This window comes from Alcanivorax sp. DG881, assembly GCF_000155615.1.
Taxonomy (GTDB): Bacteria; Pseudomonadota; Gammaproteobacteria; order Pseudomonadales; family Alcanivoracaceae; genus Alcanivorax.
In genome coordinates this window covers 1,405,281-1,412,185 of sequence record NZ_DS989915.1, presented here as the reverse complement: position 1 = coordinate 1,412,185, position 6,905 = coordinate 1,405,281, and the positions used below count along the sequence as shown (strand labels likewise).

Annotated in this window: 9 protein-coding genes; 6 read left to right on the top strand and 3 right to left on the bottom strand. The window is 50.7% G+C overall.

What is annotated here, in order from left to right:
• Window positions 1–82: 82 nt before the first annotated feature.
• Window positions 83–604 (top strand): NlpC/P60 family protein, encoded by a 522-nt coding sequence (locus ADG881_RS06395; RefSeq protein ID WP_007150130.1) that lies wholly within the window; start codon window positions 83–85, stop codon window positions 602–604.
• Here the strand turns inward: ADG881_RS06395 and ADG881_RS17515 are convergent.
• Window positions 571–885 (bottom strand): hypothetical protein, encoded by a 315-nt coding sequence (locus ADG881_RS17515; protein WP_198004999.1) that lies wholly within the window; start codon window positions 883–885, stop codon window positions 571–573. The two genes, ADG881_RS06395 and ADG881_RS17515, sit on opposite strands and share 34 nt — an antisense overlap.
• 101 nt (window positions 886–986) lie before the next feature.
• On the opposite strand from ADG881_RS17515, the gene ADG881_RS06390 reads away from it, so the two are divergent.
• From ADG881_RS06390 to ADG881_RS06375, 4 genes are all read left to right on the top strand, one after another.
• Window positions 987–1,913: a hypothetical protein gene (locus ADG881_RS06390; protein WP_039926348.1), complete on the top strand. Its 927-nt coding sequence runs from the start codon at window positions 987–989 to the stop codon at window positions 1,911–1,913.
• The gene (locus tag ADG881_RS06385) at window positions 1,914–2,468 is read left to right on the top strand and encodes a hypothetical protein (protein ID WP_039926346.1); all 555 of its coding nucleotides are present in this window, start codon (window positions 1,914–1,916) and stop codon (window positions 2,466–2,468) included.
• Window positions 2,469–2,870: 402 nt separating this feature from the next.
• The gene (locus ADG881_RS06380; RefSeq protein ID WP_039926344.1) at window positions 2,871–3,371 is read left to right on the top strand and encodes a hypothetical protein; all 501 of its coding nucleotides are present in this window, start codon (window positions 2,871–2,873) and stop codon (window positions 3,369–3,371) included.
• Between the two features lie 514 nt (window positions 3,372–3,885).
• Window positions 3,886–4,212 carry a hypothetical protein gene (locus ADG881_RS06375; protein ID WP_156790355.1) on the top strand — a complete coding sequence of 109 codons (327 nt, stop codon included), beginning with the start codon at window positions 3,886–3,888 and terminating at the stop codon, window positions 4,210–4,212.
• Window positions 4,213–4,308: 96 nt separating this feature from the next.
• Here ADG881_RS06375 and ADG881_RS06370 read toward each other — a convergent pair whose 3' ends face one another.
• Together ADG881_RS06370 and ADG881_RS06365 are read right to left on the bottom strand one after the other, a co-directional pair.
• Window positions 4,309–4,935, bottom strand: a complete 627-nt coding sequence (locus ADG881_RS06370) for a hypothetical protein (protein WP_198004998.1) — start codon at window positions 4,933–4,935, stop codon at window positions 4,309–4,311.
• On the bottom strand, window positions 4,932–5,393 hold the full coding sequence (locus ADG881_RS06365) for a helix-turn-helix domain-containing protein (RefSeq protein ID WP_007149095.1): 462 nt from the start codon (window positions 5,391–5,393) through the stop codon (window positions 4,932–4,934). Before ADG881_RS06365 ends, ADG881_RS06370 begins: the two co-directional genes overlap by 4 nt.
• A 263-nt stretch (window positions 5,394–5,656) precedes the next feature.
• On the opposite strand from ADG881_RS06365, the gene ADG881_RS06360 reads away from it, so the two are divergent.
• Window positions 5,657–6,766: an NADH:flavin oxidoreductase gene (locus ADG881_RS06360; protein WP_007150112.1), complete on the top strand. Its 1,110-nt coding sequence runs from the start codon at window positions 5,657–5,659 to the stop codon at window positions 6,764–6,766.
• Window positions 6,767–6,905: the final 139 nt, after the last annotated feature.

Here is a 6,905-nt window from a genome sequence, read left to right as displayed (position 1 = left end):
GCTCCTACATCAAGATGGTTCTTATGGAACCTTCTCGCCGCCCGGCTGCCAGACTCCTTAAGTCAGCCATCACTATCACGCCATGCCCCGCTATACCGCCATTCCTGTCCGGTTTCCTTCCCTGTTGCTGCTATTCGTCAGCCTGACAGCGTGTAGCCTGGTGCCCGCCGAGCGGCAATCCCCCCAACCTGACATTGCCGAAGTACCGCTGGAACTTCCGCCCCAGCAATCCCTGATCCTCGATAGCCTGCTCGCCCAGAAAGAAGACTGGCAGGGCGTGCCTTACCAATACGGTGGCCTCAGCCCGCAAGGCGTGGACTGTTCTGGCTTCGTCTATCTCACCTTCCTCTCGCAGCTGAACATGAAAGTTCCGCGCACCACTTCGGCATTGATGCAGGAAGGCGAACCCGTCGCCCGCAACGAACTGGAAGTGGGCGACCTGGTGTTCTTCAAAACCGGACCGGGCAATCGCCACGTGGGAATTTACATGGGTGGGGATGAATTTATGCATGCCTCGGTGAGTAGTGGTGTCATGCAGTCGTCGCTCAACAATCCCTATTGGAGTCAGCGTTATTGGAAGGCCAGGCGGTTGGTGAATCGGTAGCGCACGTTCGGTATTACTCTTAAGAAATTACCCGGATTCACCGCGTCTCCCGAAATCACAGCACCAAGGCGAAACCCGCTAGAAAAGCGGGCGATCTTTGCCGCCAAGAAACTCCTGCCCGGCCCCTTCGTTAATCGAATCCCTGCCCGTTCCCACCCGCGCGCAAGTTCAATTTGTAGGATATGGCTTACATAAATTTGTAAGTAGTTGAGGTAGTGTGTTTTTTTGACCGGGTTGGAGCTATTCATAAATGCTTCGATCTGCAAGTAAGACTCAATCATGAGGCTTGGTAAGTGTTTCGTGAGCGAATTGGTCTTTTGGGGAAAGGTTGATCCGAATAGGGTTGGCACGATAACGGTAACGGTTTAATAGGGGGCCACAAATGCATGCAGTCGCACCGTATCTTTTTCGTTGTTTCAATAGGGGGCTAGAGGGAAGAGTAGAGCAAAGATATAGCACGCTAGATAACTTGGGGAACCACGACCTTTTCTTTCTTCTACGTAATTTTATTCAAGAGAATACAGGGGCTTACAACATTATTGAGGATTCAAAACAGGTCTATCAATTCGAGGGGGTTCAAGTCAATGAGGATAGCAGGGAGATATTTGGTTGGTTTAACGTCGGAAATTATGGGATGAAGACAGATATAATTAACGTCTCTACAGGAGCTGTGGATTTTGAGAAGGCTCAAGATAATGCAGAAATAATAAAGCATTATGTTCATTATTTTATCCCGCGTGGATTTAATGAGGCTATGGCGTTCATGCATTCGTACCGCGGGGTTGGTGTAAAAACACTATTCTATACATTGTTTTCCCAATACTTTAGGGAAGCCACAGGGCTTGTTATTCAAATGAACCCGTTGGCCTATGATAACGCAGTAAATGCATGGCTAGATGCAACCGCTAAGGAGGTTAGGCTGACCAAATTTGTTGGGCTTAATGATATTGCGGATCAGGTGAGATTGCTTGGGCATGGAGAGCAAGAGCTAGTGATAAAGCCGCCTAGGAGAGGGGGGATGGGTAGGCTGAGAGATTATCTGAATCCTAACAGTCCGCACAGACAAGCTGTTGAAATTATGGGCGACTTTGGTTCGCAAGTGAAAACGGTTGTGGAGATGGATGGTAAAAGGCGAACTTTCAGCGTTGGTAGGAATAGAACTAGTGCGCTGTGCGAAATAGAGGTGGAAGATGAGGTAATTGATGGGGACGGGGTGCCTGATTTGGAAAGAATTAATGCGTGGGTAAAAGGAGTAATAGCGGAATTTGCTCAAACTATGTATCCGGGGCTGAATGTAAGGGTGGCTTAGATGAGCTCTAAAATTAATATATGGTCAATTGTTATGGGGCATGTAGGTACGATGAAAGATGCCTCAAATGGAAAGGTTAGCATTTGGGATTGCATTACATTTTTTGTCTTTCCTGCATCGGTGGGTCTTGGTTTCGCTATTCTTGACGTGATTGTGACCGATGGAGCGAATTCAATGCTGGTTAATTTTGGCGCAATATTTACGGCTCTTTTGTTGAGTGTGTTGGTGTTGGTATACGATCAAGGTGAGAAGCTTGGTGAAATTACTAATGAGGGAAAATCTCTTCAGGTGGGGTTGAAAAAAGAGCTTTTGGAGCAGCTTTATTACAATATATGCTATTCCGTCGTGTTATCGGTTTTCTTGGTTTTTCTTTGCTTGGTTTATACTTTTTTCCCTGATGAACCTTTCATGGTTGTGTTTTCTGATTACGTGTTTGAGTTGGATGCTAAGCGTTATTTTTTATCTCCTTTAATTTTGATGGTGGTGACTAATCTTTTGCTTACCATTTTGATGGTTGTTAAGAGAATGCATACACTTTTAACTATTAAAATCTAGCTTGATATCTGCCTAGGTGCAGTATATTCAAAGGTTTTTCAATTGGGGTAGAGCCCTTTTGCGTGAGTGGGTCGCGGGGTCAGACCCCACATTTCACGGACCTGCACGGCATTTTGGCATGGCCCAGGTAAGAGTTTTAGTCGTTGGTAGCCAGCTGGCATGTGAATGTTTCTGGTAAGAATGTGAAATGTGAGCTCTGACCCTTTTTTTCTGTGTGTCTATCAAATCCCCACCCGTTTTCACTCGCGCGTCAGTTGAATATGTAGGAGATGGCTTACATATTTTGTAAGTTGCTGAGATAAAGTGAATTTCGGGTTTGGGGAAGGGGTTTGGCTTGGTTCTTTGGGGGCACGGCGCATGACCTGACCCCAATGGCTGGCATTATATATTAAAGGTGAGATTTTGAATTTATACATTAAAAAATTTATTGATCAGCTGGTTTCTAAGTCTCTATTAAAAGAATCAGATATAACTTGTGAGTTTAGGGATGCGAGTTATCCGGTTGGTGCAATTTCTACGCTTCAAGGGGTTGAAAGTGTTTGCTTTTCCCCTGATTGCTATGACTCGGCTGATGAGATTGTCGAGGCATTTTATCCCATAGCAGACGGAAGGATGAAAATAGAGCTTCTCGGAGAGGGTGAAGGTGATGATGGTGAGTATGAGGTGTTGCTAAGGATCAATGGAAATAACGTTTTAATAAAAGAGCGAATATATCCATTGGCATACTATAGTGCCGTTAATGAAATAATTAGTATTTTTAATGAAGTGTGTGATTTTAAAGTGGTTGTCGAATCCTTTTCAGGAGAAGAGGTTTTCTGCGTTTTGGTGGGTAAGGATTTGGCGGATTTTATAAATAAATATCAAGATAATGTTAACTACGATGAGCTCCATACTGAAGTTTGACATAACAAGGATATGTACGCGACTAGCAAGCGGGCCTCACTGAATTTGGGGTCAGGTCTTGCACCGTGCATCAAGTAGCAAAAGGCAAGGCCTGGCCCTAGAGTTAGCATATGAAGCATCCATCTGGCTACACAATTAAAGACGTAATTGAGGCGGGAAAAGAACGGCGCTCTCGATTCAATTTCGATCAATATCAACCCGACTTTATGGGCCTCGTATCACTAAATTCCGATAGGGGCTGGCCTATAACCAGCGGCGTTAGGCCTGCGCACCAAGTCACCGCTGATGTTCTCACTAGCGGTGAGCAGATTTTCTTTGAAGATGACTTGTTGATGCCGGGAGAGTCTGCGCGAGCTTATGTAAAGCTGCTATCTCCAGAGTATTACCCGCATTGTCTGAGTGTGGGGCGCGAAATTAATATGAATGAAGGCTCAAGAGCTATTGGTAAGGTTAAGGTGCTAGGGTCACCAGTAATAGGGTCAGGTCTCCCAATTTCCATCAGCCTGGAAAATGGGTGGCCCGCACCTGTTGGCTAGACAAAGGTAGTGATAATCATATGCACACGGTTTTTCTGTATTTTTTGGGAATACTTTTCGCTTGGGGGTTGTTGGAGTTTTTGACGAGAAGCGGCCTGATGGCATCTTCAAATGCAGCCTTGATGCTTGCTCTGGGCGTTATGCTGACCATCGTTAGTGTGGCTGATTGGCAGATGAATAGCCCTATGATAAATGCGAGGACGGGTGACCATGTGACACTAGACGATTACATTGAGATTAATGGAGTAGTGGTTGTGTTTTCTTTTTTGGTGTCAATTATTCTTGAAGTCAGAAAGCGGAAATAGGGGCAGGTCTTGCATCGTGCGTTTGATTGCAACATTCAAGATCTGATCCCGATTTTTGAAAATAGCGCCGTGAGCGACGCTCCTACGGATAGGGCGTTAATCTCGCAGATTCTCCAGTGCGCGACTGAGGTTTTCTCTGGCTGGCAACTCCAGCTTCTCCCTTAGATCAGCGGTGTGATAAATCACATCTTGATCCTGAAAACTCTGCAACACAGCACTGCGCCCTTTCCGAAACGCCGCCTCCGGCACAAAGTCATATTCCTGCCGAATCCACCCTTCATATCGGTCGTACAATTTCGCATCCGCCCCAAGAATGCTCAGGTCGATATCCTGCAGCAGTGCCATGTCCGGGTCCGTGGGTGGGTGGGGGTGGATGGTGGCCAAGATGAGTGCGTGTACACGATTGCGTTGCGTGTTGGTCAGGGTGCTGTCGGCAAAGTGCTGGGCAAACCAGTCGGCGCTGCGGGCTTCGTTGTCGGTGGCGCGGGGATCGTAGATGACATCGTGGGCCCACAGGGCCAGTTCCAGGCAGAGCGGGTCTTCGGCGAGGTGGTGGTATTGATCCAGCCAGTTCAGGCAGGCGGCCACGTGATCCAGGGTGTGGTAGTGGCGATGGGGCTCGTTGTAGCGGGAGGCCAGTTGTTGCCAGGTGGCTTGCGGGTTGGGCAGTAGCGGGGCGACGACGCGGTTCCAGCGTTTTTGCAGCGCTGACACGGTAGTCACCCGACGTCCTCCCAGGGTTTGCCATCCTCATCCACAAACCGCACATCCCGCACGGTGAGCACTTTGCCCTGTTGGTTATTAACCACTACCGGGGCCAGCGGCTCGCCGCTTTGGCCGTCCACCAGTTGCATGGCGTCTTTTTCGCCGTTCCAGCGTTCGCTCCACTGGCGCAGGGCGGTGACCACGGTAAACAGGTCGCGGCCCTTGTCGGTGAGGCGGTATTCGTAGCGCTTGCCGTGTTCGCCCACGTCCACGCGCACCATCACGCCGTTATCCACCAGCCGTGACAGGCGGTTGCAGAGGATGTTCTTGGCGATGCCCAGGCTGTGCTGGAAATCCACAAAGCGGCGGGTGCCCAGCATGGCCTGCTTGACCACCAGCAGGGACCACCAGTCACCGACCTCATTGAGGGCGCAGGCTACCGAGCAGCCCATATCGTCGAAGCGTTTACGTGTCATGGCGGCAGTATAGATCAGAATGGTTGCATTAAGAAACCAAATAAGGTTTTATTACGCAACCAAATTGAATTGACCGCCCGTGAGGGCGGATGCGCTGATTCTGTTTGTTATTGAGCGAGTGCTTCTGAAAGCGCTGCTGAAAGGGCCATTGCGAGGGTGGTTGCCATTGCTGGCCCCTTTTTTTGTTACCCCGAATGCTTAAACCGAGCCCGTATCTGGCCCGGCCTAGAGAGTGAATAGATAAGACTGATTAGGAGAGCCCCATGAGTAGTTCCCTGGATAGCCTGCTGCGTCCTTTTGAACACAAGTCCCTGAAGCTGCGTAACCGGGTGGCCATGGCGCCCATGACCCGGACGTTTTCTCCGGGGTATGTGCCCAACGATCAGGTGGTGGGGTATTACCAGCGCCGTGCCGAGGGTGAGGTGGGCCTGATCATCACCGAAGGTACCTTTGTGGGCCACAAGGCCGCCAACGGTTACGAGCGGGTGCCGGCCATTTATGGTGACGAGGCCATGGCGGGCTGGAAGAAGGTGGTGGATGCGGTGCATGCCGCCGGTGGCCAGATTATTCCGCAGCTGTGGCATGTGGGTTCGGTACGCAAGCCGGGTATTGGCCCGGACAAGGATGTACCCGGTTATTCCCCGTCCGGCCTGTTCAAGCCGGGCAAGGAAAATGGCCATGCCATGACCAAGGAAGATATCCAGGACGTGGTGCGTGCCTTTGCCGAGTCCGCCAAGGCGGCCAAAGAGGTAGGTTTTGATGGCGTGGAGATTCACGGTGCCCACGGTTACCTGCTCGACCAGTTCTTCTGGGAAGGTACCAATCAGCGTGATGACGAATACGGTGGTTCCATCGAGAACCGTGCCCGTATCGGCATTGAAATCGTCAAGGCGGTACGAGAAGCCGTGGGTGAAGACTTTGCCATCGTGCTGCGCTTCTCGCAGTGGAAGCAGCAGGATTACGACGCGAAGCTGGCGCAGAACCCGGAAGAGCTAGAACGTTTCCTGCTGCCCTTCGTGGACGCGGGTGTGGACGTGTTCCATGCCTCCACCCGTCGTTTCTGGCTGCCGGAATTTGAAGGCTCCGACCTGAACCTGGCGGGCTGGACCAAGAAGATTACCGGCAAGCCGGTGATTTCCGTGGGCAGCGTGGGCCTGGACGGGGACTTCCTCAACAGCCCGGACGGCATGGGCGGCACCGCCAACCCGGCAGGGCTGGACGAACTGGAACGTCGCATGGACAACGACGAGTTCGACATGATCGCCGTGGGCCGTGCGCTGCTGCAGGACCCGAACTGGCTGGTGAAAATGCGCGAAGGCAAGGAAGAAGAGATTGCGCCGTTTACCAAGGCGGCGTTGGGCTCTCTGAGTTAAGAGCTACAAGCTTCAAGCTGCAAGCTACAACGCGGGCCCGGGTTTGTCGGGTCTGATACATAAAGGCCGCGTCCAGAGTCTGGGCGCGGCCTTTTGTTTTGGGCCTTCCCGTAGGAGCGTCGCTGGCGGCGCGATCAAA

What these genes read in the sequence shown, in the direction of transcription:
- ADG881_RS06390 (WP_039926348.1), top strand. Translation starts at nt 987, where the DNA reads ATGCATGCAGTCGCACCGTATCTTTTTCGTTGTTTCAATAGGGGGCTA.
- ADG881_RS17515 (WP_198004999.1), bottom strand. Translation starts at nt 885, where the DNA reads ATGATTGAGTCTTACTTGCAGATCGAAGCATTTATGAATAGCTCCAAC.
- ADG881_RS06385 (WP_039926346.1), top strand. Translation starts at nt 1,914, where the DNA reads ATGAGCTCTAAAATTAATATATGGTCAATTGTTATGGGGCATGTAGGT.
- ADG881_RS06365 (WP_007149095.1), bottom strand. Translation starts at nt 5,393, where the DNA reads ATGACACGTAAACGCTTCGACGATATGGGCTGCTCGGTAGCCTGCGCC.
- ADG881_RS06360 (WP_007150112.1), top strand. Translation starts at nt 5,657, where the DNA reads ATGAGTAGTTCCCTGGATAGCCTGCTGCGTCCTTTTGAACACAAGTCC.
- ADG881_RS06395 (WP_007150130.1), top strand. Translation starts at nt 83, where the DNA reads ATGCCCCGCTATACCGCCATTCCTGTCCGGTTTCCTTCCCTGTTGCTG.